Origin of the sequence: Bradyrhizobium sp. 6(2017) (assembly GCF_011058295.2) — a bacterium.
GTDB lineage: Bacteria > Pseudomonadota > Alphaproteobacteria > Rhizobiales > Xanthobacteraceae > Bradyrhizobium > Bradyrhizobium septentrionale.
This window is the reverse complement of sequence record NZ_CP049289.2, coordinates 2,483,432-2,509,088: the sequence shown is the minus strand read 5'-3', so window position 1 is coordinate 2,509,088 and position 25,657 is coordinate 2,483,432. Positions and strand designations below refer to the sequence as shown.

Below are 25,657 nucleotides of genomic sequence, written 5' to 3'. Positions count from 1 at the left end.
CCTATGATTCGGCATGTTTGGCCCGTCAGCACCGGGCACGCTCAGGAAGATTTCGATGAACCGCCCCGCTTTCAAGCCTTTGCCGAATACTGCGTTACCGCACTCATTCAGACAGGTCCGGCTCGAACGTGCACGCGAGCACGATCACCCCGAGGGCGCCTCCGCGATCGGCTATATCATCGTCGCTCCGCTAGACACGGCGTCGCGGATCGATGTCGAGACTTGGAAAACCCATCGCGAGGCCTGCCGTGTCGTTCGTCAGCGGCCCGACGAGGACGATGAACTCGGCCACCTTGTGCACGGACCGAGCGACAGCTGGCGATTCCACTACGACGTGGCAGGGGCAGCCGCCGATGAAGCCGGATATCATTTCGGCAACGAGCGCTTTCGCCTCGGCGAATATGTCTCTGTCCGCGAGGCGGATGGCATGCATCCCTATCGGATCGTTGCGGTCTCGCCGCTTTGATCGCGCCCACGCCGGATCAGGATGTCGGTCCCCAAGGCATCCATCGCCGGAAGGGAGAGGTCTAGGACGACATTGATGATCCTGTGGTCGGTGGGCACTGCGGCGGCCGTGAAACCGAGCTCATGGCACATGTTCAGCATGGTCGTGTTCTCGGCCAGCACTTCGCCGGACAGCCGCTTGAGTCCTTCCGACCTCGCATAATGGATCAGGAGCTGCATCAACGCCCATCCCAGTCCTTTGCCCTTGAGGTCTGACTGCAGCAGGATAGCATATTCGGCATTCTCGTAGAGCGAGTCCGAATGAAGCTGGACTGCTCCCACCATCGCGCCAGTACTCGGATCCAGCGCCGCAAAGGCCATCGCACGCGCATAGTCGAGCTGAGTCAGCCGTGCAATGAACGTGTGCGAAAAATTCTTCATTGCCTGGAAGAAGCGAAGCCTAAGGTCCTCGGCGGTCACTCGCCTGAAGAAGCTCTCGACCATTAGCTCATCTTCCGGCCGCAACGGCCGTATCACGACGCGCGAGCCGCCCCTGAGGGCAAGCTCTCCTTCCCATTGAGACGGGTAAGGCCGCACCGCGAGCCGCGTCTGGCCGGCAAACAGCCGCACTGGTCTGCGGACTGCCACGCGCGCGTCGAGCGCAATCACGCCGCTCTCGTCTGCCAGTAGCGGATTGATGTCGAGCTCTGCGACTTCCGGAATATCGGCCGCCATCTGCGCCAGCTTGACGAGGGTGAGCGGCACGGCGTCGCCGGGGACAGCGGGCACGTCGCGATAGGCCGCAAGCAGCCGCGAGACCCGAGTCCGCCCCACCAGGTCGCGCGCCAGGTTCATGTCGAGCGGTGGCAGCGCCAGCGCCTTATCGCTGATCACCTCGACCGCGGTGCCACCGCGGCCAAACACGATCACGGGGCCAAAGGTAGGATCGTCGGCAATGCCGACGATCAGTTCGCGTGCCGCCCTCCGCTCGATGATCGGTTGGATCGTCACCCCCTGAAGGGTGGCATCGGGACGCGCGTTCCGGGCACGCGCGAGCACCGTCCGGGCCGCCTCGGCGATGCTTTCGCGAGTCAGCAAGCCGAGAATGACGCCGCCGATATCCGACTTGTGACGGACGTCGCGGGAAAGCAGCTTGACGGCCACCACAAGTCCCCGGGCCAGGAACGGCGCGGCCTTCTCCGCGGCATCGTCGGCATCGCGCGCGGCAATCGTCGGCACCATCGGAATATCGTAAGCCTCAAACAGGGCGGCGATCTCGGCCGGGTCAAGCCATTCCCGCCCTTCGGACAGCGCCTTCGCGATTATGCGCCGCGCCGCAGCCGTTTCCGGCTTTAAGGTCGAGGCGATACCGGGCGGCGTTGCGGCCAGTGCGACGGAGGCTTCGCGGAATCTCACCAGATACGTGAAGGCGCGCACCGCATCATCCTCGGTCGGAAAATGCGGGATGTGGGCAGCTTCAAAGGTCGCCGCCGTGCGGTCGTCGGCACCATCCCACGATGCAAGCACCAGCGTGCCAACGTCGCTCTTCCTGGTCCGACGATCAAGAACACATTGTGCCACCGCTTCGGCGATTCCTTCGGCCGGCGCGACCGCCGTTTCCACGTTCATGACCAGCACCGCGTCACTGTTCGTGTCCTCGAGCAATGCGTCGAGCGCGGACACGTAGCGAGTGGCATCGGCGTCGCCGGAAATATCGACGGGATTGGCGCGAGACCAGCCTCGCGGCAGAACCCGATCGAGCCGAGCAATGATCTCCGTCGTCAAGTTCGCCGGAGTGCCCCCGAGTTCGGCAAGCCGGTCGATCGCTAGGATACCGAGCCCGCCGCCATTGGTCAAAACCGCCAGCCGGTTGCCGCGTGGAACAAAACCGCGGCCGAGCAACTCGGCGCAATCGAACAGTTCGCGCAGGTCGTACACACGCAGTATACCAGCACGGCGGAATGCTGCATCAAAGACGGCGTCTGAACCGGCCAGCGCGCCGGTGTGGGTGGCAGCGGCCTTGGCGCCCTGGGCCATCCTCCCCGCCTTGACGACGATTACCGGCTTGAGCCGCGCCGCGGAGCGCGCTGCGGACATGAACTTGCGCGCATCCTTGATGGCCTCCACATAGAGCAGGATCGCGTTGGTATGGTCGTCCAATGCGAAATAGTCGAGCAGGTCGGCAACGTCGACGTCGAGCTGGTCGCCGATCGAGACAATGCCGGAAAAGCCAAGCCGCCGTTGCGCAGCCCATTCGATCATCGCGGCAGCAATGGCGCCGGACTGCGAGATCAGGGCCATCCGTCCGTCGAATGGACGATGGGCCGCGAAGCTCGCATTGAGCTTCGCGTGCGGGACCATCAGCCCGATACAGTTGGGCCCGATCAGGCGTATGCCGTGCTTGCGCGCCGTCCGCGCAACCATTTCGGCAAGCGAGCCCGCGCCGTGCCCGAGACCCGCCGACAGGATCACCGCGCCGCCGACGCCGACCGCGGCGGCGTCCGAGATGATCACGGGTATCGCAGCCGCCGGCGCCGCGATCACGAGGAGATCCGGAACGAACGGTAGCGACTTGATGTCCGGGAACGTAGCTTCGCCGCCGATCTCAGCGTAGTTTGGATTGACCACGGCGATCCGGCCGACAAAGCCGCTCGCCTTAAGATTCCTGAGAACAGCCGCGCCCAACGACGACGGACGCGAGCTGCCGCCGACAAGTGCTATTGTTCGCGGCAAAAGAACCCGCTCTAAGCCAAAAGTAGACATCGAACAGTCTCGCAGGGAACCAGCGGAGGCGCCTGTCGATTCGTGCAGCGCGCCAGAGCCCGCATGACGTCCTCGCGAGCGATAATTCCGAGCAGGTGGTGATGTCCGTCAACCACGGGCAGGCTCTTGAGCCGATGTGCGACCATCAGCTGCAGAACACGCTGCAGATTTGTGTCCGGCTCGACTGCAATCACATCGCACGACATGATCTCGTCGACTGTCGTCCCCATGCGATCGTCATAATGTGGCAATATGTGATCCGTCGTGAGCGCGAACACCTTAAGGGCGTCGAGTTTCGTGACGAACCCAACCACGATATCGTCGCGCAGGACGGGATAGGCATCATAGTCGTCTCTTGCGAACAGCCGGTAAAGATCGCCCACGCTCATCTCGGGAGCGACGCTCCGGACCGACTTCGTCATATTGCTCGCGACGGTTTCCTGAAGAAACTCGTACATGGCTGATCCCCTGGGTTGGATGGCACTTCGCGGAGGCACCGCTGCCTGAGCAACTACCCCGCGAAGCGCTTACGCCACCGTCTTGATGTCGATCGCCTGTTCTACTTGGCGGCCAGCCTCTTGACGGTGGTCTTGAGCAGGCCCTTTTGGGTCTTGATTGCGAAGCAAAGCTAATCCGGAAGAGCCAATCGGCCGTTGACCAGGATCAAAACGGAGTCAAATGATGTGATCAAAGAGTGGTCATCGAGCTAAAGCGAGTTTCGGTATGCACGCCATGATCTTGACCGCGCGCGGCGCGACGCTGCAACAAGTGCAACGGCCGGACCCAGTCCCTCGTCCCGGCGAGGTCCGCGTGAAAGTCAGCGCCTGCGGCGTTTGCCGCACCGATCTGCACGTCGTCAACGGAGAATTGCCAAACATTTCCTATCCGATCGTTCCCGGGCACGAAGTGGTCGGCCGCATCGACGCGATTGGTGACGGCGTAAGCGGCGCGCAGCTTGGTACGCGCGTTGGCGTTCCCTGGCTCGGGTCGACCTGCGGGCACTGCCCTTATTGCCGGGAGGGTAAGGAAAATCTCTGCGATGATCCACTGTTCACCGGTTATACGCGGGACGGCGGCTTAGCCACCCACCTGGTGGCAGACGCGCGTTACTGCTTTCCGCTCGGTGAAGACGGCGAGGACGCGGAGCTTGCACCGCTGCTCTGCGCCGGCCTGATCGGCTGGCGCTCCCTGGTGATGGCTGGCGACGGCCGCAAACTCGGCATCTACGGTTTTGGCGCGGCGGGACATATCGTCGCACAAGTGGCGCGTTGGCAAGGGCGGGATGTGTACGCTTTGACCCGTGCGGGCGACACCGAGGCCCAGCACTTGGCTTTGTCGCTCGGCGCATGCTGGGCCGGCTCTTCGGGCGATCGACCCCCGGCCGAACTTGATGCCGCGATCATCTACGCACCCGCGGGGCCCCTCGTCCCGCTTGCATTGCGCGCGCTGCGCAAGGGCGGACGCGTGGTCTGCGCCGGCATCCACATGTCTGATATTCCGAGCTTTCCCTACAACATTCTCTGGGGTGAACGACAGATCATCTCCGTTGCCAACCTCACCCGACAGGATGGCGTCGACTTTCTCAGGATCGCGGCGAAGGCCGGAATCCGAACGCACGTCACCGTCTTCCCCTTGAATCAGGCGAACGAAGCGCTTGCGCGCCTGCGCGACGGCAAGCTGGTCGGCGCTGCTGTGCTGAGACCGTGATGACAGCGGAATCGCCTACCGACGCGGCCACGGGTGAAGCCAGCCAGGACGTTGTATTGTCGTTTTTGGCCGGATCGGACCGACCGAACGTGGCCGTGCGGCGGATCGACACGCATTGTTCGATCGTCTTTCTCGAACCTTCGCGCGTCTTGAAGGTCAAGCGAGCGGTCAAGCTTCCCTATCTGACGTTGGAGAAGCGGCGGCGCGCTTGCGAGGATGAGATTGCCATCAACAAGCGCTACGCCCCTCCATCTACCGCGGGATGGTGCCAATCATACGCGGGCGCGATGGTCCGGCAATCGGAGGGACCGGACCGGTTATCGAGTGGGCCGTCGAAATGGCTCGCTTCGATGAAAACAAGACGCTCGATCATCTCGCCGAGCAAGATCCAATCCGGCCGGAGCTTGGCGAGAGACTGGCCGCCATCCTGCTGGAATCCCATCGGACCGCAACCGGACGCAAAGGATCCCCATGGCTAGCCTCGCTCTCTGTCATCATTGATCGCAATACGGAGCAGTTTTGCGCCGAGCCAGTTCTGTCCCGAGAGGCGATCGCTAAACTGCACGAACTGAGCCATCTGTCCCTCGCGCGCAATCTCGAGCTGTTGCGCCGCCGCGCCCGCCGCGGGCAGGTCCGGCACTGTCACGGCGATGCACATCTCGGCAACATCGTTCTACTCGACGGCGAGCCCGTTCTGTTCGATGCGATCGAGTTCGATCCGGTCATCGCAACAACCGACGTCCTTTATGACCTCGCATTCCCCGTGATGGACCTGTTGTACTCCGGGCAGGGCCGACAGCCAACAGACTGTTCAACAGCTACATGCAAGCCACCTTGGATGCACAATCGAACGCGTTGTCCTTGCTGCCGCTGTTTCTGTCGATACGCGCTGCAATACGCTCCAACGTCCGCTCTACAAAGCGGCGGCAGCAGCAAAGCGACGAAACGATCGCCATCCATGCAAATCGGTATTTCGAGTTTGCACGCCGGCTCGTTGAACCGGGGCCGCCCCGCCTGCTTGCAATTGGCGGAAAGTCCGGTACCGGCAAGAGCGTGCTGGCGCGCGACATGGCGCATCTGATCGCGCCACCTCCGGGGTCCTCCGTGAAGAACGCGGACGAGCGCTGATTTAAGCGATCTTTTGAGCCGGGACAGTTTCGGCGAAGGCCCGGATGATGGCCCGCAAGAGTTCTGCGAGCCATCGCAGGAGCAGGCCGAAGTTGTAGCCGGCCGCGGCGAGGACGGCGTTGATACGGTCGCCGACGCGGCATTTGAGATAGTTGCGGTCCATGCGGTGCTCGGCCTTGACGTGACCGATGACGGGTTCGACAGCCGCGCGACGCTTCATCTCGCGCCGGATGGAAGCCGTGACGCGGCGAACCTGACCCGAGATCCAGACCCTGAACCGGTGCGGGTAGTTGTGGCCGCGGTACCCTTTGTCGACGTGGATACGACGAGCCTCCACGCCGGTGAGCTTCTCCATGTCGGCGACCACGGGGCCGAGCGTGTGGCCGTCGAAGGGATTGCCGTGCAGCGCCTTGGCATGGAGCACGAACTGTCCACCCTTCGGCGACGTCACGGGGGTGGCGATACTGACCTTGCAGCCGAACTCGTAAGGCGCGCGGGCTTTGCCCTTGCCCATGCACTCGACCTCCGGCGCATGCAACGCATAGACCTTGGGGCCGCGCTGATGCTGATCCTGGCTGCGCACCCGCTGCGCCAGATCGAGCAGCGGGCCGAAGCGCGCTTCCAGCGCCGCGCATCGCCATCAATCTTGCGGCGGATGTCGCGGATGATCCGGCCAAGCCGCGTCCGCAGGAACTTGAGTTGGCGCCGGGCGCTCTTGAACTGGTGAGCGCGGGTATAGCGGCCGACCATGATGGCGGTGCGCTTGGCCAGGCGCAGATAGTTCTGGCGCAGCGGCACACGGTTGCGCTTGGCAAGCCCGACGAGCTTGGTGATGGCCCGATGCATCAGCCGCGCGTCGGTCGGATGGGCAACGGCCTTGGGCTGCACCGTGGTATCGACCACCACCCGCTCCAGGTCCTTGGCACCGATGGCGCCAGTCTTGTGTGCCACCGACAGACTTTCCTGGATCAACGCGACGAGCAGTTCCTCGCCGAGCCGCTGGCGCCAGCGCGTCATCGACGATCGATCGAACGGCACTGTGGCAGAAGCTCAACTCGCCGCAGAAGTATTGGTAATAAGGGTTCTCGATCCAGCGGGCGCACAGCACCTCATCCGAGAGATTGTGCATGTGCTTCAGAATGAACAGGCCGGCGACAAGCCGCGTCGGCAGGCCAGGCTGCCCCGGCCCGGTTTGGCACACCGAACCAAAGCGGTCATCCAGAAACTTCCAGTCGATCAGCGCCGCCAACCGCACCAGCGGGTGGCCCATGTCGATGATTTGATCGAGCGCCGGAAGCAACAGGTCTTTCTGGCGATCATCCCGCGGTTTGCTCATCGCCGTCCCAATGCCGATGACCCGCCGTCAGGGAATCACGAATCGCTCGAAAGCAAAATCCCAAAACGCAAGAAACCGTGGCCCAACACCCAGCTTTCCTGCAAAATCGAATACTTTATCCAGACAACTTCTGCCTATCTCTCAGGCCGATCTGCATTCTTCACGGATGACTCCGGGCGCCCTGGTTCTGCGATCGGATGTCATTCGCAAGCAACTCTATGCCGTTGCCGAGCACGCCACATTGCCGCCGGAGACCTATACTCCCGGCATCCGAACTCGTCTACCAGGCCAGTTCTCGATCGTGCCGGGCACGCCTTGGCGCAAGGGGTCTCTGTTATCCTTGACGCGGTCGACGTGGTCAGGGTCCAAGCGAAGATTCAAACCGGCGACGTCAATTGGGAAATCGTGGACGCCTCCGGCTCGCCCACTACAACGCTCCACCGCAGCATGTCCTGTTTGCGAAGCACATCGTGCCCTTCCGACCTGCGGACCGCGCCCTAAGGGAATATCCGGAATTGGTCGAGCCGATGAAGTCTGTCAGCATCTTTTCACCAAAACAGGAGGATGCTATGAAACGCGCATTGAGTGTTCTTTTTGCCGGAAGCGCCATCTCTACGGCGGCGCTCGTTCTATTCTACAATTGGTTCTTCCCCGACGCGATGCCGCTTGCCTCAACCGAGCCGCTTCTGGCTTGGCGATTTGAGGCAGCCTTTGTCGTCTCGGCGGTAGCTTGGACCGCGGCCTTTGTGGCAGCGGCGTCTGCGCTGTCGTTGCTGCTGATAGCCTTCACCGGTCGGGACGCCACGGTCGAAGGCCGCTAGAATGCAGGCTTAGGATGCAAGAAGAGTGCATTCGCTTAACCTGCCTTGACCTCTCTATGCATGAAAATCATCCCCGGGCGATCGGCGGCTGGACTCTAAGCTTACGTTCAAGCGTGGCCGACATAAGCCGATCCGGCGTCACCAAGCACAACGGCAATGCAGGATCGCGGCGAGCTGAGCCGCTATGCCGGAACGACACCGCCACGCAAACGAATGACGGAAGGTCACGCTTGGCGCCGCCACACACTCCAGAGAACACCGACCATCAGAAGCCCGGTTACGAGTAGGACGACGACGAACATTTGCATGATGTCGAAGTTGAGCGTATCGCGCGACAAACAGCGCTGCGATGACCCCCGCGACTATGAAGAGAATTCGAATAATTATGACTCATGCCTCTCTCCTGCAGACGGGCGTGGCTCGTGGCCGAACACCGGTGGTGGCGCTTTGCGGCAGATCAAGCCTGTCCACGGCAACGGCTGACCGGATCAATGCTGCAGGACGTACTGTCCGGGCGCATCGTCGAGCGGCAATCTACCCTCGGGCGCGTGAAACCCCGATTGAGCCGGCACCCACGCACCGGAATGCGCCATCAGGAACTGAACCCACTCCAGCCACCAGGATCCGTCGCGGTTCACCGCCCTCCGCAGCCACTCGTCGGGGCCGACATAAGGTTGATCCGTCTTCTTCTCCAACAACTGATAGCTGTGCTCCTCCTCCGACGGCTGAGCAACGATGCCGGCATTGTGACCGCCGCTCGCCGGCACGAAGGCGATATCGGCATTTGCCAACAGGTGAATCTTGTGAACCGACCGCCAGGGCGCGACGTGATCACGAACGGTGCCGACCACGAACATGGGGACGCGAAGGTCGGAGAGTGCCACCGGCTGCCCGTCCGCCAAATAACGGCCTTCGGCAAGGTCGTTGTTGAGAAACAGCTTGTGCAGATAGTCTGAATGCATCCGGTATGGCATGCGAGTCGCGTCCGCGTTCCATGACATCCGATCACTCGGTGCGGCGCGCTCGCCCATGAGATAGTCGCGGACCAGGCGTGACCAGATCATGTCGTTCGATCGCAGCAACTGGAACGCACCGGCCATCTGCGCCGTCTCGAGCACGCCGCTCTGCCGCATCATATCCTCGAGGAACGCGACCTGGCTTTCATTGATGAAGAGCGTCAGCTCGCCAGCATCGGTGAAATCGACCTGGGCTGCCAAGAGCGTCACCGAGCGCAGGCAGCCGGGCCGCTCCTTTTGCAGCCGAGCAGCCGCAATTGCGAGTAGCGTCCCGCCAAGGCAGTAGCCAGCCGCATGGATTGGACGTTCGGGAACAGCTGATTGATGACGTCGATGGCGGCGTCGATCCCAGCTTGCGATAGTGATCAAGACCAAGTTCGCGATCGGCCGGCCCGGGGTTGCGCCATGAGATCATGAACACCGTAAAGCCGCATTGAACCAGGAAGCGCACGAGCGAATTCTGCGGCGAGAGATCGAGGATGTAATACTTCATGATCCACGCCGGCACGATAAGTACCGGTTCGGGGCAAACGTCGGCCGTCTCGGGTGCGTATTGGATGAGCTCGATCAGCTCATTCCTGTAGACAACCTTGCCCTTGGTCGCGGCAACGTTTTTGCCGACCACAAATGGGGCGGGTCCGGACGGCCTGGCGCTCAACAGGTCCCTGCAATCTTCCAACCAGTTACGCCAGCCCGGCACGAAGTTGCCGCCACCCGAGTCCATTGCCTCGCGCAGTACCTCGGGGTTGCTGAACGCAAAGTTGGACGGCGCCACGACATCGAGGCATTGGCGGACGGTGAAATCCACAATTGCCGCATTTCCCTTCGAGACGTCGTGCAGGCCGCTCGCCGCCGAATGCCACCACTGTTCGCCCAGCAGGAATGCCTGCGCCATGACGTTAAAGGCCGGTAATGTCCAATCCCGGCCGGCGAACCGGTTGTCACCCGGTTGAGGCTTGACCATGAACCAGGGCTGCCAGACCGCATGCGGCATCGACACCATCCGCGCGAAGCGCCAGCCGTCAGCAACCGCGTTCAGCGCCAGCTGAAGCCGTTTGCCGGGTGAGGCCGCGAGATGGAGTTGCCAATCGGCGAATGCGAGCGCAGGCTAGCCGGTGAAAGCCCCCCGGTCCATCGCGCCATTGCCGCGTGGGACCAATTGGTCGATCGACTCGGCACCCGCTATTGCCTGGCGTATTGCCGCATCTGCGAATGTTACCCTGATGGTGCCATTGCCGATGGCGATCCGATGTCGATTGATTGACCGCGCCAGGTGGGCTTTCCGGCTTGCTCGACGAGAGGGGCTGTGGGCGGGTCGGGCCCTCCATAGCCCGAGCCGTCCACAACCCCGGGCAATGGGGCAGCGGTCGTGGCGTCCGCAAGCGGCTCCTTCGAGAGCAACTGCTTGGCCGTCTTCCGTCTAAGTGCCCTTAGCAGGCGCTGCACGATCGAATGCTGTCTCGTCCCGCACTCCTCTGGGTGATTCTCGCTCAGCCGGCCGACGATTGCGAGCGCGGTCAGCTGTGGCTGCTCTGACAGCCAGCCTTCGATAGTGGCAATATGTGCGTCGAGCTTGGACGGCATGCGAACCCTGGTTTTATAGGGTCGACGAGCTCGCCGGTGCGTGGCACGCGGCTCGCCGGCAGTCACCGTCTTGCCGAGCGTTAGCGCTTGATCACTTTAGCCCCTTCCCGGCGCTTCTCCTTCAGCTTGAACGAGGGCTGAAAGAAGTTGACGTAAAGCCGTGCCGCCGCATAGAGGCGGCCCATCGCGCGCGCTGTCTCGACGCCATCGAAGCGGCCGTAGCCCATCAAGCGACGCACAACAGCACCATTCTTTTGCTCGACGAACGCTTGATCGTTCTTCTTGTAGGCACGCGAGCGCGTGACTTCGAGCTTCTGTTCGCGACACCATGGCACGACGACATCGTTCAAAGGCGCTATCGTTGTCGAAGTCTACGCCGCGCAAGAGCCAAGGGAACAGGCTCTGTGCGCGGTTGATCGCCTCGACGACCAGCGAACCTTCGCGCGTCACCAACGGCAGGCACTCCGTCCAGCCCGTGGCGATATCGACCATCGTCAGGGTCTGGATGAACGAGCCAGCCACTGACGTGCCGCCATGGGCGACCATGTCGACCTCACAGAAGCCGGGCGGCGGGCTGTTCCAATCATTGAACGTGCGGATCGGGACTTCGCGCCGGATTGCCGAATAGAATCCAGCACGGCGCCGCCTGCCGCCGCTCGCCGCGAGCTTCACATCGACAAGCAGGCGGTCAATGATAGCGGCACTGATCGCCAGAACACAATCACGGTCCGCCTGCCCAAGCTGCAATCGGCCATGTTGCTCGAGGGCCGCCAGCAAGGTCGGGATCATCACCTTGAGCCGCTTGCCGCAAACCCGATCCGACGCCTCCCATAGCGCCGTTGTCGCGTCCTTGATCGTAGCGCCATATCTACGCTTGCGCTCTCCGGGAGCCTCGACCTTACCCGGTTCAACCTTTGCGCGCCGCCCAAGTGCGCGCACCGCATGCTTGCGATGCCAGCCCGTCGTCGCGCATAGCGCATCGAGGATGCGCCCCTTCACCACTCGTTTGGCCGACCGGTAGCGCTCCGTTACGGCCGACACCACCTCCCGCCGAGCGCCCATGCTGATCTTTCCCGCCATAGGCGCCACCGAACCAATTCGATGGCACCGACCCAATCATCGGCGAGAAGTTGTCCAGTAACATTCTGGATGAGGCAATGCGCTGGCTCTCGGATGGCACCGACGCAGGCGCTCTCGCAGTCGCCACATCGTCGTTAGCGGCAGATGTGGGCTGGTCGAGAACTGCATGGACTGTCATCGCTCGCCTCCAACTCGAGCCGGATGGGCTCGGGCGCAATCTATCTTTTCGACCTGGCAGCTGTTCAGACGCCGGACCTTTGCCGCTCAGCCAAGGTGGAACCGCTTCCGACCCAGCGCCACGATCTCCGCGTCGGTCGGATGATCGCTCGGCTCAACATGCAACTGGAGGCCGGGCCGCTCCGCCCTGAGATACTGCGTCAGCTCGGCCTTCTCGATGCCTGGACCGATGACGAGCAAATCGGTGCAACCGCTTACGGCCTCTCCCACCCTGGCAAGAAATGTCGCATCGGCCTGGACGAGACCATCGCCAGTATTCGCCTTATGATGCAGGTGCTGCGACGCCAAATGCACATGGACGGCCGTCGCGCTGACGCCTGTTAACCCAATGCCGAAAACCTTCGCAACAAGGTGATCGATCCAAACGACGGCGTGCGCATGTGACTGCAGGGTCATCTCGCTCATGAAGTAACTCCAATGCTTTCTTTTTCTGCTTCTCTCAATCGGCGCGCCAATGCCGCAAGCAGTTCCCTGCGACTGATAATACCGACGACGGTTCCGGCGCCGAGCACCGGAACTGGGCGACGTTGTAAATATCCATCTGCGCGACGACGTCCTCGATCGATGCCTCGACATCGACGGTGATCGGCGCGCCACTCATGAGCGAGCCGACCTGCAGCGTGCGCATGCGCTCGCGTTCAGGTGTATTCTCCGCAATGCCAAGCAAAGGCTCCAGCCAGTTTCCTGATGGCGGGCTGATGCCAAGCTCATCGCGGTGGAGGAAATCGCCCTCCGAAACCATGCCGACAAGGTCGCCGGCGTCGTCGATCACTGGCAGGCCGCGCTGATCGGTTTCAAGCAGCAGCTCGACGGCATTGAGTACTGTGGCAGTCGGCTTGATCGTTGCGAACGAACTGCGCATCACATCGGTTGCGAGCATTGTCATGTCTCCCATTCACCACATATGCTGGCCGCCATTGATTGACAGCGTCGACCCGGTGATGAACCCTGCTTCGTCGGCAGCAAGAAAGGCGACGGCACGGGCGATCTCCTCCGGCTGCCCCAGCCGCCCGACCGCAATCTGCGGCAGAATAGAGTTCTGCATGACATCGGCCGGCACCGCAGCCAGCATCTCGGTGTTGATGTAACCGGGGCAGATTGCATTAACAGTGATCCCAAACCGCGCGCTTTCGAGCGCGAACGCGCGGGTGAAGCCGAGCTCGGCGGCCTTCGCCGCGGCATAGTTCGTCTGGCCGATCTGGCCCTTCTGCCCATTGATCGACGAGATGTTGATGATCCGCCCGAACTTGCGCGCCCGCATGCCCTCGATGAGGGGCCGGCACATGTTGAACAATGAATCGAGATCGGTCCGGATCACCGCATCCCACTGCGGCTTGGTCATTCGATGCAGTGTGACGTCGCGCACGATACCGGCGTTGTTGACCAGGATGTCGATTGGGCCCAGCGCCGCCTCCACCTCGCGGACACCGGCTGCACAGGCTCGTAGTTCGCGAGATCCCACTGGAAAACGGGAATTCCGGTCTGATCCTGAAAAGACCACGCGGCTCCTACATTCCTAGCATAGCAGGCCGCAACGCGGCATCCGGCAGCAGCGAGGGCGCGCGCAATCGCGGCCCCAATTTCCCTACTTCCACCCGTAACCAATGCGACGCGCGCCATGCCGGCTCCTGCAAGCTGGGGCATAACATTTGCGCGAAAAGCACGCTCGATGAATTGATCCCGCTCAATCAGAATCCACGAACGCGCATGAGGCAGATCAAATTGGCCCGTCCTCGACCGGTGTTTTGATGGCACTTGCTCGTACCCCTTTGGAGAACGGCCCATGTTCAAGAACATCTTGGTCCACATTCCGACGGATCTGTCGCCGCGCCCCGCAGTCGACGGATCGGTCTCGCTCGCGCTCAGCACCGGCGCGCATCTTGACGCGATGGCAATCGACTATGAGACTGCCAGTGTCCCGATCGTAGTCGGGGGTGGAGTGGCCGTCGCCTCGCTGTTCGAGGTCGAACATGCACAGGCTCTGGAGCGCGCCGAGGCGGCGCTGCGCGTCTTCGACATCGAGGCTCGGAATGCAGGGATATCCTACGCGACCCGCTCCGTGGGCGCGCTCCCCTTCGATGCTCGCGGGATCATCTGCGCGAGCGCGCGACTCCATGACCTGACCGTGGTAGTGCAGCCGCGCGGCGAATACGACAGCTACGACGACGTGATCCCGCGGGAGCTATTGTTCCAGAGCGGCGGTCCCGTCCTGTTCATGCCTTACACGTTCCACGGCGCATTTTCGGCGAAGCGAATCGGGATTTGCTGGGACGGCAGCCGGCTTGCTGCCCGCGCCCTCCATGACGCAATGCCGCTGTTGCACGCAGCCGATGCTCTCGCCGTCATCACCATCGATGGTGCTGATCCGATTCCCTCAGAAAGCTCCACCGACCATCTGGTGCGTTATCCTGCAAAGGAGGGGCTTCCGGCCAAGATCACGTCGTTGCCGGCGTCCAAGTCAGAAGTTCAGTCGATCCTGCTGTCGATCGCGGCGGATGAGAGCCTCGACCTTCTGGTAATGGGTGGATACGGCCACTCCCGGCTGCAGGAAACCGTGCTCGGCGGCGTGACGCGCGATATGCTTCGTGCGATGACCGTCCCGGTCCTGATGTCTCATTAAACGCCAATCAACGTGAGGCATCCCGCCATGACGTTCCGGCATACTATTGGTTGCGGCCTCGTCATCGCCAGCGCGATCTGCGCCGCGCTGGCTCCAGCCGCCGCGGACCAGGAGCAAGGCCGTCGCCTTGCGCAGTTCTATTGCGCCCGCTGCCACGCGATCGATCGGGTGAGCCCCAGCCCGCTGAGGATAGCGCCGCCGTTCCGGACGCTGCACGAGCGCTATCCGGTCGAGATGCTGCAGGAAGCATTGGCGGAAGGAATCATCACTGGCCATCCGACCATGCCCCAATTCAGCTTCGATGCGGACCAAGTGGGCGACTTCATGCTGCTCTTGAAGTCTCTGGAGCGCGGCCAAGCAGTCCGTTGAGCCACGTCAATATGCAGGGCGCAAAGAGCTTTAATATTTGATTTTCAACATGGAGGTCAGACATGCGCGCATCAGATCATGACCAAACATATCATCGCCGTCAGCCCGCACACGAAGATTCTGGACGCGGCCAACATCATGCTGCGATGTCACCTCAGCGGTCTGCCGGTGATGGACGAAGATGGTACGCTCAGGGGCATGATGTCGGAGGGAGATTTCCTGCAGCGCGCCGAGATCGGAACAGGACACAAACGATCGGCCTGGCTGGAGCTTTTCACCGGGGTCAGCCGTGCCGCGACCGATTTCGTGCACGAGCGCGGCCGTAAGGTCGAAGATGTCATGGCTACGAATCCGATCACCGTCGGCGAGCAGACGCCGCTCGACGAGATCGTGCATTTGATGCACAAGCATGGCGTGAAGGGGGTACCGGTTGTGAATGGCAAGACCATGGTTGGGATCGTCACCCGAGCAGACATCCTGCAAGCCGTCGCGTCGCTGGCGCGCGAAGTGCCTGACCCGACGGCCGATGATACCCATATCCGTGAACGAATCCTGCGCGAAATCAACGCCACCGGTTGGCGTCCCGCCGGCTTCCAGGTCTGGGTGCGCAACGGTGTCGTGCATCTGCACGGCCTGATCTTCGATGACCGCGCGCGCCAGGCCGCGATCGTGCTCGCCGAGAACACCTCGGGTGTCAAGGAGGTCCATGATCACCTCTGCTTCGTCGACGGCTATTCCGGCTACTATGTGGAATCGCCGGAAGACATCAAGGCGGCCGGCTGATCAGATCGAGGAGCCCAACATGGCAATGAGCACACTGCTTGTCGTCGCAGCCGTCTGTCTCCTCCTCTCGGTCTTTGCGCTCGTGCTCGTCCTCACCGATCGCAGCACGACGCGCTGGCGTCAGGAACAAGACGAGAATCGAGCCGCCACACGCGCTGCCTATCCCGACAAGAACGGGACCTAGCGTCGCTTTTCGCCCCGCGCGCCGAGACACTGACATATGGGCGTACGAACACCGTCTATTCCTCCTCTGTATCTCCTGGACTTACGTACAGATACGTAAGTGGCTTCTACTTAGGGGAAACATCCAAATTTCCCAATCCAGGAGATGCGATCAATCTGCCTCCATCGATCTTCCCATCCATGGAGCGTCGCCATGCAAACCCAAAACGCTATTTCTCGCGATAGCAGCCGTCACCCGACCAGCATCCTCGCCCGACAGGCGCATGTCGAAAAGCCGTTTGGCATGATCGGGGCGCCGATGCGGTTCGCACGCAACAGCGAGATTTACGGCGAGGAGGAGGCTGCGGAATACCTCTACCAGGTTGTCTCCGGTGCCGTCCGCACCTACAAGATCCTGGAAGACGGACGCCGCCAGATTGGCACGTTCTATCTGCCCGGAGATATCTTCGGCTTCGAGGCCGGTGAAAGCCATATCTCCTCGGCCGAGGCCGTCTGCGAGACGCGGGTCGTCGTCGTAAAACGCGCCGCCCTCATGGCCCGCGCCGCGCACGAAAAGGATCTGGCGGGACAGCTGTGGGACGCGGCGGCGCAGGAGCTGCGCCGGTTTCAACAGCATCTGATGCTCCTGATCTGTAGCGCCGAAGAGCGTGTCGTCGGCTTCCTGCATGACATGGCGCGCCGCGCCACCAAGAATGCCGCCGTCGAGCTTCCGATGTCGCGACAGGACATCGCCGACTATCTTGGCCTCACGATCGAAACGGTCTCGCGCACCTTTACCCAGCTCGAGCGGAACGGCGTAATTTCTCTTCCGACCGCGCGCCGGGTCGAGTTGCGAAACTGCGTGAAGCCGAATCGGCTCATGGTGGCGTAAGCGGCAAGATTGATTGTCTCCTACAAGCGATCGCGGGACAGAGACGAGAAGCATCTCTTACAGCAGTTTCGGATGTTGCCGGCTTCGTTTGCCGATCCAGGCCATGCATGTCGCAAACAGGACGAGCGCCGCGACCCCTGTGGCGCTCACCACGAACTGCGCCGCGATGCTGTCGGATACTTCAACGAGATACCAACTTGCCAGCAGGGAAAGCACGACGGCTGCGCAGTAGGTTTCGAGCGAACGCTCGCCGCAATGAATCAGGCCGACCATAGTAAATCCCCGCCAATTCGGTGGCACGAACTTCGCCACGACGATGGCAATGGCCAGGAAATGCAGGAGCCGCAATAGGCCCAGATCCGGCTTGTCGATCGGATAAATTAACCGCGTAATATAGCCTGGAATCGCGGCTGCCAATGGCTCGACCTCCCAGCTCAATGTGATCATGAGGCCAAAGCCGAGATACGCTGTCGCGAGTAAAACGACGGGCCACGACACGATTTTTGGCCAAAACATCCGATAGCCCCGGATCGCCCACCACGCCCCAAGGACGACCAGGAATTGCCAAAGCAAGCGGATTGAAATACCACTGATGACAGGCCACTCCGGCAAGTTCCAGCCGTACAATTGCACCAGCGCATAGATAGACGCGGAGGTCAGCAGGGACGCATTGGGAAACTTCAGTATTCCCCAGGGGGCGGGAGCAAACGATAGATGGAAGAGCACAAAGGTCGGCAGAACATCCGTGTTCATCGGGCGATACATCAGGATGGCAGCATGGGTCAGTGCGGCACCCGGCTGTTGCAACAGAATCTTCACGTTGGCTTCGTCCGCGAATCGATCCCTGCCCGAGGCGTGCACGACCACGACAAGCGTAATAGTCAGGATGAGAAAGGCCGCATAGATCTCCCAGCCTCGCAGCAGCGTATGCGCGAAGACTGCCCACCACCCCTCGCGACGGCGGACAGCGCCGTAGCTCAGCGCGCAGGTCACGCCGGACACGAACATGAAGACTTCAGCCGCATCGCTGAAGCCATAGTGCCGCAGGGTCAACCAGCTGAAGACATTGTTGGGGATGTGATCGAGGAAGATGCACCAGAGAGCAATCCCTCGGCATACATCGAGCCGGAGATCGCGCCCCAAGGCCAAGCCGTCGCCTCTCCCCGGATCTTGACGGGAGTTCTTGTCGTTCAGGCGAGCGGTCAGGCTGTCAGGAACCATAGGCGGTTACCAGCTGTCGGCGTCATTCCGGCCCGGCGCCCGCCGCGCCGGCGGCATATCAGCGTGATTAGACGACCGCTTGGTTGATAAGGATCAACGCACCTCATTGTTTCCGGGAGTTAGCTGAACGTGTCAGCGCCATTGGGAGGAATTTCGCCGTGCACGTACGGGAGATCATGTCACGGAACGTAATCACAATCGACGGCGACGCATCGGTGATCGACGCTATCAAGACGATGCTGTCCCATGGCGTCAGTGGCCTTCCGGTCACCGATCGGGATGGAGTGCTAGTCGGAATCCTGTCAGAAGGAGATTTCATCCGACGCGTGGAAGTCGGGACGGAAAGGCGCCGCGGCCGCTGGCTTGCGATGCTTGCAGGCGCGAACCAGGTCGCACTCGACTTCGCCCGCCAACACGGCCGCAAGGTAGTCAGATCATGTCGCCCAGTCCGATCACGGTCGAGGAGGACACACCGCTTGAACAGGTCGTCCAACTCATGGAATCGCACGGCGTCACACGATTTCCTGTGATGCGCGATAAAAGGCTGGTCGGGATGGTCACGCGCACTGACTTCATCACCGCCATCGCGAACCTCCGCCTCGATCGGCCTTCCGCTTCCGCCAACGACGACCAGATCCGCGCGTCGGTTATTGCCGCACTGGCGCGTGCGCCTTGGCGGCCCAACGCGCTGAATGTCAGCGTGCATGACGGGGTCGTAGGCTTGCGCGGCGGCATCCGGTTGCCGGCGTGAAGCGGGCGAGGATCAGCTCTCGAAAGTCCCGCCGCCAGAGGAGGACTATGGCGGCGGTGACTTTGTCTCGCTGCAGGAGGAGCCCTCGACGGAAGACGATCAGCCATTATAGCACTCGTGCTGCCTGACTGGCACTGCCGTCTACACTACGTCGGTACAGCGAGCACTTGGCTCAGGCCTTGCCTGAAGAAATCGGCTCCCGATGGATCTCCCTACCCGGCTCATCGATGACCGCGACATAATGATCGACGGATGCGGTCGGATTCTCATGTCGGATCTTGCTCGCCGTTTGCTTGCTGTGTGTGATCACAGCTGTATCGGCTTGCGAACTCAAGTCCGATCCGATCACAGACCGGAACACCATCCTTCAGGTCGAAGTAATAGGTTGCCATCGGGAGCTTCGCGGGACCCGCGTGCCTGCGATCAAACAGTTGAAGCTGCCAGCTATTGGCAACCGGCAAGTTCAGGGAAACGGATGACGAAGGAGCCGACCTTGGTCCAGGTCAATCGGCCTTGCGATCCTCTTTCGCGTTATGCGGCGCAATCTGCCTCGCCTCCTCGTCCGCCAGCAGCTTGTGCACGATCTTGCGCTCCCCGTCCGTAAGCCGCGGATCAGCGCGCTTCTTCCTGAACAAGGCCAGGTTCTTGTTGTGAACAAACTGCTCCATGGGACGGTCTTCTGCTCCCATTCACGTACAGGGTCCGTCATCCTAGCTGTGCGTACGCAGGTTAACAAGTGACGGGCGCTGTCCGATCCTGGCGTGGCCGCCCCTTGAAGCGGGTTTGCGAGCCTGACCAAGGGATTAGCTACGTCGGAATAAGGCATACGCGGTCCGGACGGCTTGAGCCACATCAACCTCGAGCCCATGCGGCCGCGCTATGACTTACCGCAAATCCTTTCCAGCATCGCGAGACTCTCATGCCGCTCAAGCTGTCAACGTATGGGCCAGCCGTTGAGGCGTTCTGGCGGGAGCCAACCAGTTCGCTGTTGCGTACTCTCGATGCACCACGGCGCGGCCTGCGCCAACAGGAGGCCGAAAGACGGCTGGCGCAAATCGGTCCGAACCTCGCCGAGCCTTCCCAGACGCGATCGATGCTGCAGAAGGTCGTGCACCGTCTGATCAATCCGCTGATTGCCATCCTGATCGTGGCGGCAGCAGTGTCAGGATTCAGCGGCGACCTGGGAAGCGTTGCGATCATCGTCCTCGTGGTGGGCCTGTCGCTGACGCTGGATATTGTGCAGGAGCATCGCGCGGAAGTCGCTGTCGATGCCTTGCGACGATCGGTTGCGATCCAGGCTGATGTCATTCGCGATGGCGCGAGCGTTGCGCTGCGGGTGAGTGAGCTCGTCCCCGGAGACGTCGTGCAGCTCCGGACGGGCGACCTCGTGCCGGCCGACGGGGTCGCGCTTGAGGCCCGCGATCTCCAACTGAACGAAGCCCTTATGACAGGCGAACCGTTTCTGGCCGCCAAGACGACCGATCCCTGTATCACCAGTCTGCCCGCGGAAGCTAGCAATGCCCTGTTCGCCGGCACCAGCGTCGTCGGCGGCAGCGGAACCATGCTTGTCGTCGAGACCGGGCGCCGTACACGCTTCGGCATGATCAGCGCCGCGCTTTTGGCGAACGATCCGCCAAGTGCGCTCGAGCAGGGCGTGCAGAAGCTCGGTATGCTCATTCTGAGACTGACGATTTTCCTCACGCTGTTCGTGCTGCTCGCCCATCTCGTGGCGCATCGGGCGGCCATGGAATCGTTCCTGTTCGCCGTCGCGCTGGCCGTCGGCCTGACACCTGAGCTGTTGCCGATGGTGATGACAGTGACGCTGGCGCGCGGAGCGCAGCGGATGGCCAAGAGACAGGTGATCGTCAAAAGGCTCTCCGCGATCCACGATCTTGGCGCGATGGACACGTTGTGCGTCGACAAGACCGGCACGCTGACGGAAGCGAAAATAGCGCTTGCGGCGGATATCGATCCCGCGGGGCGCTGTAGCGAGCAGCGGAATACTGCAGCGTCGCGCTACGCCAACTCGGTCGATTCGTTCGTTTCGTACTCGTCAGTGCTCCATCTGCGGAAGTACACCGCATCTGCGCCCGGGATGCTCACGCAACGATTCGTCCCGGCAAACTGCGCGACCTTGGCGGCAGCGACCTCGTTGATTCCAAACAGCCGCTCATAATCGTGCTCGGAGATTCTCAAAACAGCGCCGGGGTCGAGGCGATCGAGCCGTGATCGCAGCTCGGCAAGAGTAAAATCTATGCTCATCAACGTTGCCAGATCTCTAGACCGAGCTGGGATTCTGCCGGGTGTTCACTCCCAGCAACGTGTAGAGCGGACAATACGATAAGAATGCGGTCGCGATCAGGATGAAGCCGAGGGTCCCGGCAACCAGCCAGCCTATCCCGAGCGAGCCATCCTTCACGGTATAAGCGGTCAGAGCCAAACCGATGATGATTCGGGCATACTGATCAACGCGTCCGACGTTCCGGGTCATCATGGTAGCCTCCTTGCCTGTGAACCGCATCTAACATCCGCCAGCATGCGCTGGAGTTGATCCGGATCAACCGCGCGTTGCCACCCGGTGGGGCGCAGCTCAATCCGTCGTCGATCTGCTGAGGCTTTGCTCGAGCGCCAGGAGCAACTGCGCACGGCCCACAATGCCAACGACCCGCGTGTCGCGAAGTACCAGCACCTGCGAGATCTGATGATTGTCCATTTCCGCGACGATCTCGTCTACCGTTGCATGCTCGTCGACGAAAACGGGCTTGCGGCTCATGACAGCATCAACACGGAGAGCCCGGGTCCGCTCGCGTACGAGCCTTCCCTCCTCCTTGCTGAGAAGCCATTCGAGCCAGAACCCTTCGGGGCAATGCACGCCGAGTTCCCTGCGATGGAGAAAATCGCCTTCCGAAATCACGCCGACTAGAGATCCGGAGCCGTCGAGCACGGGCAAGCCTCGTTGACCCGTTTCCAGCAGCAGCCGAACAGCATCAAGCAACGCCGCGCCCGGCTCGATTGTCGCGAACGAGGCGCGCATCACATCCTTTGCGAACATGCGCTATCTCCATTTAGCGATTCTAGTCTAGGATGGGCACAGCGCGCCCGCCTTGATGCACGTCAACCTTGAGACTGTGCCGGCTCGATGCTTCCGGGCCGGCGGCGAGCGGCAATCAGCTCCACGGTTGCCGACCTGGCGCGGCAAGCATCACCTGCCGACCGGCCTGGCGGATTGACGCGGATCAAGCACCAGTCGCCCTGCAACGCTTATCAGTTCAGAGATCAGCTACGGGAGGTTTCTGTGCGAGTTCATCAGATCATGGCCCGGAACGTCATTTCGATCGCTCCCGAAGCCGATATGAGGGAAGCCGCAAGCCTCATGGTCCGGCATCACATCAGCGGGTTGCCGGTTGTCGACGGGCGGCACGCGCTGGTTGGCATCCTGTCCGAGAGCGATTTTCTGCGGAGAAGTGAAATCGGCACGCAACGCAAGCGCGCCCGCTGGCTCGAATTGATCCTTGGCGCAGGCGAAGCCGCCGAAAACTACGTTCACGAGCGCGGTTGCAAGGTGGCCGAGATCATGACCGCCGCTCCGATCACGGTGGACGAACAGGTCACCTTGGCCGAGGTCGTCGAGATCATGGAGAGAAACAACATCAAGCGCGTTCCGGTCGTGCAAGACGGGAAGCTCGCTGGAATTGTGACCCGGTCAGACCTGATGCAGGCGGCGGCAAGCCTGGCCGGCCGGGTGGCCGACCCTACCACTGACGATGAACGTATTCGCGCACAAGTCGTCGAGGAGATCGAGAACAAGGACTGGTGCCCGTCCGGACTGAACGTGATCGTCAAGGATGGAATCGTTCATCTCAGCGGCACAATTTCGAAGAACCTTGTCGGACGGCCGCCATCGTTGCCGCAGAGAAAGTCAAGGGCGTAGTCAAGGTCCATGATCACCTGCGGCGGTTCGGTTCCGTATATGGGCTCGTGTCTGAGCGCTCGCCCGAGGACGAGGAGTGGGCGCAGGTGGATTGACGGAGATCAACATTCCTTATCGCTCGAATGATACCTTCCGCTCCCGATCCAAAATCATCTGCCACCCCACGCCCAGGAAATCTATCGCGAGGCCCTCAATCACGGATTTGCCGCGCATGCGGGCGACCGCAGGCAGGAAGAAATCGCGTACCGGACCGCGTGGTCGGCGGTCAAGCGATCCTATGTCAAGGATGGTGATCATTGGGTTGCGCGCGCGCCTGCCTGAAGGCCCGTCAGGCCGATACGCTACAACTACTCAACGGGGAATTGCGCTGACTGTGGTGATCAATCAGTGTCGGAGGGTGGCGAGAGCGCCGCTGCCGCGGCTCCCGACTTAAGCGATTAGTGCGACATCAGCAGGCAGATTGGAGTTGCTGCAGCAAGCCGCGCGTCATGCCACCGAACATCCATTCACCCAGTTGACTGTGCGCATAGCCACCCGTAACGATAAGATCGGCGCCTTCGGTCCTCGCCAGCCTGATGAGGTACTCTGCGTCTGGCTCCGCGGTGTGGACGCGAACCTCGAACTGGCAATTGACGCAGTGCCGTTCAAGGTAGCCCGCGACATCGCGCGCGCGGCTACATCTTGCTCATCCGACGCGCAGATTTCGGCGATCGTCACCTTCGAAGCCCGGATCAGGAAGGGCAACGCGTCTCGAACCGCCCGACGTGCCTCGCGGGTATCTTTCCAACCGACGACGACGCGGTCGGCCGATAACTTGGTCACACCTTCCGGCACTGACAGCGTGGGACCCATCCGCAGAATGGCCTCATCCGAATCGAGGTAGTGAAAGTAATCGGACTGAATTTTCCTGCGTTTGAAAACAACGAGATCTGCCGCCCTGGCCTGCTCCGCCAGGAACGCGGTCGGGGATTCCAGCGCACGCTGCCACTCCACCTTATCGCGCTCCCGCCCGCACCTTCCTCAACCATTCGCTCTTCGCCGCAAGATCGGCGCGCATCCGCTTGATATCCGTAAGCGCGACTTTCTCGTCACATTGAATCTCGCATAGAATCAGTCGGCCCCTACGAGAGCCAGTGGATTCGCTGCTGGACGAGAGATTATGTTATATCAGGCCGGGTTTTCGGCGCTGCGGCTTTTGGGGAAGTTGAGAGGGAGTAGATCTTCAATATCGTCGTCGTCGCGGCGCTGGGGCAATTCGGTGAGGACATGTCGCAACCATGCGAAGGGCTCAACGCTACAGGCGCGACAGGTCAGCACCAGGCTATAGACAACGGCACTGGCCCTGGCTCCATCAACGGTATCGCTGAAGAGCCAATTGTTCCTGCCACAGGCGAAGATTCTGATGTCGCGCTCAAGAAGGTTGTTATCGATCGGCATCTCGCCGTCCTCGGTGTAGCACGTCAGATATTCCCACTGATTGAGCGTATAGGAGACAGCCTCGCCGAGCTTGGTGTCGGGCACGACCTTTGGGGCGATTGCTTCGAGCCATGCCTTGAGAGCGTTCAGGACAGGAATGCTGTGTTGCTGGCGGAAGCGGCGCCTGTAATTGGCCCGCGTTTCGCCGTCATCCGGTTTTTCGTCGCGCACCTGTCTTTCAATCCGGTAGAGTTGGTCGAAGAACTTGAGGGCTTGCGCCGGCGGCCCGCCGGGTTTCTTCCTCGCCTTGAGGGCGTCGACAAAGCGCCGCCTGGCGTGGGCCACGCATCCGATATGCGTGGCGCCTTTCAACGTGCGCCAGGCCGAGTAACCATCACTCATCAAGATGCCGCGGTAGTCGCCAAGGAAGGTCTGCGGGTGTTCCTGCCCACGAACAGGCTGATAATCGAACAGCACAATCGGCTGCTCACTGTCCTCGCCGCTGCGATAGGCTCACATGTACGAGGTGCTGGAGGCTTCCTTGTCCTTTTCCTTCAATACCTGAACCGTTGTTTCGTCGCCGTGGATGAGGGCCTGGCACCCGAGCCGCAGTTTCAGTACATCGTAGATGCGGAGCAGATGTCGCTCACTCGCACCGATCACCCAATGCCCCAGAGCGCCGCGGGTGATCGTGGCGCCGGCGCGCTCGACGGCTTGTGCCAGACGGTAGAGCGGTGTGCCGTCGACGTATTTGTGAGCGAGTACGAAGGCCAACGTCGAAGGCGTGGCGATGCTGCCCGGCAAGGGCTGCACCGGCATCGGCGCGATGACAATCGGCGTGTTGATCCCGGTGCGTTCGCAGTTTCGGCATGCGTATTTGAACCGTACGTTCTGCACGACCTTGGCCTTCGCCTCGATATGGGTCTGCTCGGTAAGGCTCTCCCCCATCCGATGCATCCGGCCGGTGCAGCATGGACAGACCTTCTGATCGTCGGGGATGTCATATTCGACGCGTTCCCGTGGCAGGCTCGAAGGTAACGGCTTGCGCCCTCGCTTCTTCCCCACCGACTTTCCAGTAGGCGACAATCCGGTATCGGGCAGATCGACGGCAGCATCGATTTCGTCAAAGATTTTATCGCCAACCGCAGCCTCTTCGGCCTCGTTAAAGACGCGATCAATGTGCTTTTCACTGCGCGCCGCATAGCGATGCAGTCGCGCCAGCGCCAGTTCCTCCTCAAGTCTGGAGACGCACTCGGTGAGCTGGCGGTTCTCCACTTGCAGCGCGGTTATTTGCGCCATCAGCTCTGTGACGCTCGGTTCGCCCGTTCGATTCATCGGATTCTTGAATCGGAAGCATGCCGTGGCGTCAAGATAGTTCAGCCGCCCGGGATATTTG

Annotated in this window: 26 protein-coding genes and 5 pseudogenes; 16 read left to right on the top strand and 15 right to left on the bottom strand. The window is 61.4% G+C overall.

Annotated elements, in window-relative coordinates; all coding sequences use genetic code 11:
• Positions 1–55: 55 nt before the first annotated feature.
• The gene (locus G6P99_RS11905; RefSeq protein ID WP_165128243.1) at positions 56–466 is read left to right on the top strand and encodes a hypothetical protein; all 411 of its coding nucleotides are present in this window, start codon (positions 56–58) and stop codon (positions 464–466) included.
• On the opposite strand, the gene G6P99_RS11900 is transcribed toward G6P99_RS11905, so the two are convergent.
• Together G6P99_RS11900 and G6P99_RS11895 are read right to left on the bottom strand one after the other, a co-directional pair.
• The gene (locus G6P99_RS11900; RefSeq protein WP_165128241.1) at positions 436–3,207 is read right to left on the bottom strand and encodes a bifunctional acetate--CoA ligase family protein/GNAT family N-acetyltransferase; all 2,772 of its coding nucleotides are present in this window, start codon (positions 3,205–3,207) and stop codon (positions 436–438) included. The genes G6P99_RS11905 and G6P99_RS11900 overlap by 31 nt on opposite strands.
• On the bottom strand, positions 3,189–3,665 hold the full coding sequence (locus tag G6P99_RS11895; protein WP_165128239.1) for an HPP family protein: 477 nt from the start codon (positions 3,663–3,665) through the stop codon (positions 3,189–3,191). Before G6P99_RS11895 ends, G6P99_RS11900 begins: the two co-directional genes overlap by 19 nt.
• Before the next feature lie 265 nt (positions 3,666–3,930).
• Here G6P99_RS11895 and G6P99_RS11890 point away from each other — a divergent pair, with 265 nt between their 5' ends.
• The 3 genes and pseudogenes from G6P99_RS11890 (at position 3,931) to G6P99_RS11880 (ending at position 6,042) form a co-directional block, all read left to right on the top strand.
• Positions 3,931–4,914 (top strand): zinc-dependent alcohol dehydrogenase family protein, encoded by a 984-nt coding sequence (locus G6P99_RS11890; protein WP_165128237.1) that lies wholly within the window; start codon positions 3,931–3,933, stop codon positions 4,912–4,914.
• A 262-nt stretch (positions 4,915–5,176) separates the two neighbouring features.
• Positions 5,177–5,557, top strand: a pseudogene (locus tag G6P99_RS11885) (hypothetical protein); the annotation flags it as partial.
• Positions 5,558–5,736: 179 nt separating this feature from the next.
• The gene (locus tag G6P99_RS11880; protein WP_246709897.1) at positions 5,737–6,042 is read left to right on the top strand and encodes a hypothetical protein; all 306 of its coding nucleotides are present in this window, start codon (positions 5,737–5,739) and stop codon (positions 6,040–6,042) included.
• Between the two features lies 1 nt (position 6,043).
• On the opposite strand, the pseudogene G6P99_RS11875 reads toward G6P99_RS11880, so the two are convergent.
• Positions 6,044–7,378, bottom strand: a pseudogene (locus tag G6P99_RS11875) (IS5 family transposase).
• Between the two features lie 569 nt (positions 7,379–7,947).
• Between G6P99_RS11875 and G6P99_RS11870 the strand changes: the two are divergent.
• Complete coding sequence (locus tag G6P99_RS11870) at positions 7,948–8,199, top strand: hypothetical protein (RefSeq protein WP_084518671.1); 252 nt, start codon at positions 7,948–7,950, stop codon at positions 8,197–8,199.
• A gap of 488 nt (positions 8,200–8,687) precedes the next feature.
• Here G6P99_RS11870 and G6P99_RS11865 read toward each other — a convergent pair whose 3' ends face one another.
• Both G6P99_RS11865 and G6P99_RS11860 read right to left on the bottom strand, forming a co-directional pair.
• Positions 8,688–9,416: a hypothetical protein gene (locus G6P99_RS11865; protein WP_334261998.1), complete on the bottom strand. Its 729-nt coding sequence runs from the start codon at positions 9,414–9,416 to the stop codon at positions 8,688–8,690.
• Complete coding sequence (locus G6P99_RS11860) at positions 9,361–10,209, bottom strand: hypothetical protein (protein ID WP_334261997.1); 849 nt, start codon at positions 10,207–10,209, stop codon at positions 9,361–9,363. The genes G6P99_RS11865 and G6P99_RS11860 overlap by 56 nt, the downstream gene beginning before the upstream one ends.
• An 81-nt stretch (positions 10,210–10,290) precedes the next feature.
• Here G6P99_RS11860 and G6P99_RS11855 point away from each other — a divergent pair, with 81 nt between their 5' ends.
• The gene (locus G6P99_RS11855) at positions 10,291–10,479 is read left to right on the top strand and encodes a hypothetical protein (RefSeq protein ID WP_156928922.1); all 189 of its coding nucleotides are present in this window, start codon (positions 10,291–10,293) and stop codon (positions 10,477–10,479) included.
• Between the two features lie 416 nt (positions 10,480–10,895).
• Here the strand turns inward: G6P99_RS11855 and G6P99_RS11850 are convergent, their stop codons facing one another.
• The 4 genes and pseudogenes from G6P99_RS11850 to phbB form a co-directional block, all read right to left on the bottom strand.
• Complete coding sequence (locus G6P99_RS11850; protein ID WP_165128235.1) at positions 10,896–11,879, bottom strand: hypothetical protein; 984 nt, start codon at positions 11,877–11,879, stop codon at positions 10,896–10,898.
• A 264-nt stretch (positions 11,880–12,143) separates the two neighbouring features.
• Positions 12,144–12,521, bottom strand: a complete 378-nt coding sequence (locus G6P99_RS11845; protein WP_165128233.1) for a hypothetical protein — start codon at positions 12,519–12,521, stop codon at positions 12,144–12,146.
• Positions 12,522–12,555: 34 nt separating this feature from the next.
• The gene (locus G6P99_RS11840; protein WP_246709515.1) at positions 12,556–12,996 is read right to left on the bottom strand and encodes a CBS domain-containing protein; all 441 of its coding nucleotides are present in this window, start codon (positions 12,994–12,996) and stop codon (positions 12,556–12,558) included.
• A 15-nt stretch (positions 12,997–13,011) separates the two neighbouring features.
• Positions 13,012–13,736 (bottom strand): annotated as a pseudogene (gene phbB, locus G6P99_RS11835) (acetoacetyl-CoA reductase).
• Between the two features lie 163 nt (positions 13,737–13,899).
• Between phbB and G6P99_RS11830 the strand changes: the two are divergent.
• From G6P99_RS11830 to G6P99_RS11810, 5 genes are all read left to right on the top strand, one after another.
• Positions 13,900–14,736, top strand: coding sequence for a universal stress protein (locus G6P99_RS11830; RefSeq protein ID WP_165128227.1), 837 nt, complete (start codon positions 13,900–13,902; stop codon positions 14,734–14,736).
• Between the two features lie 27 nt (positions 14,737–14,763).
• A complete protein-coding gene (locus G6P99_RS11825) occupies positions 14,764–15,105 on the top strand; it encodes a c-type cytochrome (protein WP_165128225.1) in 342 nt (113 codons plus the stop codon).
• A 78-nt stretch (positions 15,106–15,183) separates the two neighbouring features.
• A complete protein-coding gene (locus G6P99_RS11820) occupies positions 15,184–15,888 on the top strand; it encodes a CBS domain-containing protein (protein WP_165128223.1) in 705 nt (234 codons plus the stop codon).
• Positions 15,889–15,907: 19 nt separating this feature from the next.
• Complete coding sequence (locus tag G6P99_RS11815; RefSeq protein ID WP_165128221.1) at positions 15,908–16,072, top strand: hypothetical protein; 165 nt, start codon at positions 15,908–15,910, stop codon at positions 16,070–16,072.
• A gap of 282 nt (positions 16,073–16,354) precedes the next feature.
• Entirely contained in the window at positions 16,355–16,942 is a 588-nt protein-coding gene (locus G6P99_RS11810; RefSeq protein ID WP_165128219.1) for a helix-turn-helix domain-containing protein, read from the top strand.
• 57 nt (positions 16,943–16,999) lie between these two features.
• Here the strand turns inward: G6P99_RS11810 and G6P99_RS11805 are convergent, their stop codons facing one another.
• Complete coding sequence (locus G6P99_RS11805; protein ID WP_165128217.1) at positions 17,000–18,163, bottom strand: OpgC domain-containing protein; 1,164 nt, start codon at positions 18,161–18,163, stop codon at positions 17,000–17,002.
• A 176-nt stretch (positions 18,164–18,339) separates the two neighbouring features.
• Between G6P99_RS11805 and G6P99_RS11800 the strand changes: the two genes are divergently transcribed.
• Together G6P99_RS11800 and G6P99_RS11795 are read left to right on the top strand one after the other, a co-directional pair.
• Positions 18,340–18,693 carry a CBS domain-containing protein gene (locus G6P99_RS11800; protein WP_224496630.1) on the top strand — a complete coding sequence of 118 codons (354 nt, stop codon included), beginning with the start codon at positions 18,340–18,342 and terminating at the stop codon, positions 18,691–18,693.
• A complete protein-coding gene (locus G6P99_RS11795) occupies positions 18,600–18,914 on the top strand; it encodes a CBS domain-containing protein (RefSeq protein WP_224496629.1) in 315 nt (104 codons plus the stop codon). The genes G6P99_RS11800 and G6P99_RS11795 overlap by 94 nt, the downstream gene beginning before the upstream one ends.
• 503 nt (positions 18,915–19,417) lie before the next feature.
• Here the strand turns inward: G6P99_RS11795 and G6P99_RS11790 are convergent.
• On the bottom strand, positions 19,418–19,603 hold the full coding sequence (locus G6P99_RS11790; RefSeq protein WP_334261994.1) for a hypothetical protein: 186 nt from the start codon (positions 19,601–19,603) through the stop codon (positions 19,418–19,420).
• 230 nt (positions 19,604–19,833) lie between these two features.
• Here G6P99_RS11790 and G6P99_RS11785 point away from each other — a divergent pair, with 230 nt between their 5' ends.
• Positions 19,834–21,090: an HAD-IC family P-type ATPase gene (locus G6P99_RS11785; RefSeq protein ID WP_246709514.1), complete on the top strand. Its 1,257-nt coding sequence runs from the start codon at positions 19,834–19,836 to the stop codon at positions 21,088–21,090.
• A 102-nt stretch (positions 21,091–21,192) separates the two neighbouring features.
• Here G6P99_RS11785 and G6P99_RS11780 read toward each other — a convergent pair whose 3' ends face one another.
• Positions 21,193–21,408 carry a YgaP family membrane protein gene (locus G6P99_RS11780; protein ID WP_224496626.1) on the bottom strand — a complete coding sequence of 72 codons (216 nt, stop codon included), beginning with the start codon at positions 21,406–21,408 and terminating at the stop codon, positions 21,193–21,195.
• Between the two features lie 96 nt (positions 21,409–21,504).
• The gene (locus G6P99_RS11775; RefSeq protein ID WP_165128213.1) at positions 21,505–21,966 is read right to left on the bottom strand and encodes a CBS domain-containing protein; all 462 of its coding nucleotides are present in this window, start codon (positions 21,964–21,966) and stop codon (positions 21,505–21,507) included.
• A gap of 243 nt (positions 21,967–22,209) precedes the next feature.
• Between G6P99_RS11775 and G6P99_RS11770 the strand changes: the two are divergent.
• Both G6P99_RS11770 and G6P99_RS11765 read left to right on the top strand, forming a co-directional pair.
• Positions 22,210–22,940 (top strand): annotated as a pseudogene (locus tag G6P99_RS11770) (CBS domain-containing protein).
• Positions 22,941–22,986: 46 nt separating this feature from the next.
• Positions 22,987–23,166 (top strand): ChaB family protein, encoded by a 180-nt coding sequence (locus tag G6P99_RS11765; protein WP_165129329.1) that lies wholly within the window; start codon positions 22,987–22,989, stop codon positions 23,164–23,166.
• A gap of 165 nt (positions 23,167–23,331) precedes the next feature.
• Here G6P99_RS11765 and G6P99_RS11760 read toward each other — a convergent pair whose 3' ends face one another.
• Entirely contained in the window at positions 23,332–23,838 is a 507-nt protein-coding gene (locus G6P99_RS11760; RefSeq protein WP_051346669.1) for a hypothetical protein, read from the bottom strand.
• A gap of 174 nt (positions 23,839–24,012) precedes the next feature.
• Positions 24,013–25,596 (bottom strand): annotated as a pseudogene (gene tnpC, locus G6P99_RS11755) (IS66 family transposase).
• Positions 25,597–25,657: the final 61 nt, after the last annotated feature.